Genomic DNA, 1111 nt, shown 5'->3' with positions numbered 1-1111 from the left:
ATCGAACGCGACGACACCGCACCACCCGGCCGGCGCTGGCGCACCTACCGCCCCGACGGCACCCAGATCCTCATCCACCCACCCCTGCGCGTCTGAGGCTCACCCGCCGCTCCACCCCCGCGACCGCTCCGGCCGCGGGGGCACGAGCGCGCGCCCGGCCGCGAGCACCCCTCGTCAGGCGCCCAGAAGGCGGCCTTGGACACACCCTGGCGTCGTGAAGGCAACTCGCGGAAGTGCCCGGCGTCCTCGCCCATGACGGCGGTTGAGACGCGCACCGGTGCAGGTAGACCGGTGACGGGTACGCACCCGTGATCGCTGGGCGATCGCGACGCGCAGGCTTTACGGAATAGCGTTCCTGAGGCCGCCGAAGTAGAACGACCTCTGCTGAACCCGGGTCATGATTCGTCTACGAGTTCGGCCGCCCTCACTCCTACATCAGTGTCGGGACTCCCGCGGCCAGGTCGCCCCACGGATTGTCGATGACGTAGCGCCAACTTCCGTCGCTCTGGCGCTGAGCCACCTCGGCGGTCGTACCGCCAACGGTCATCGGCTGGCCGTCGGGCCCGCTGCCGGCGATCGACCAGGTGCACGAAAGGAAGGCCACGTCGCCCACGGTGACGATCACCTTGCTGTCCATCGCCAGCTGACCGTTCAGCGCTAGGAACGCCTCGATCGCCGCTTGCACTTGGCCCCGCGAGACCTGCCCCGGCTGAACGATGACGGCGCAATCGTCGGTGTAGAACTCCATCAGCCGATCCACGTCCCGGGCGTTGAAGGCCTCCTGGAACAACGGGTGGATCTGGTCCGGCGTGCTCGCGGGCATCGCCGCTCCTAGGGCTAGGAGTTGCTGAGGGCGCTGGGGCTCAGGAGTGTGCACGAGGACTGGCCACGCCGGACCCGGCTCCACGTTTCGCTACGGCATGGCCTCTGCTCGCCCTCGGCGCGTGACCACCAGTCTGACCCGGGACGTCACAGCCGGTGCGCGAGGCCGGGTAACAGGCGGAACACTCGGCCTAGTACTACAGCCGCACTTCGTCGGCTGCACCCCTTCGAACGTAGTGACAGCGGCGGGCCCGGGCCTGGTGTCTGCGGCGCCAGAAGGACCAGCTCA

General features: G+C 68.9%; 1 protein-coding gene. It reads right to left on the bottom strand.

Annotated elements, in window-relative coordinates:
* Positions 1–430: 430 nt before the first annotated feature.
* Positions 431–823, bottom strand: a complete 393-nt coding sequence (locus ACK586_RS25420; protein WP_409333318.1) for a YybH family protein — start codon at positions 821–823, stop codon at positions 431–433.
* Positions 824–1111 lie beyond the last annotated feature (288 nt).

The organism is Trujillonella humicola, from assembly GCF_046233715.1.
Classification (GTDB): Bacteria; Actinomycetota; Actinomycetes; order Mycobacteriales; family Geodermatophilaceae; genus Trujillonella; species Trujillonella humicola.
Note: the sequence above shows the minus strand (reverse complement) of the source record. Positions and strands in the feature narration are given on the sequence as shown.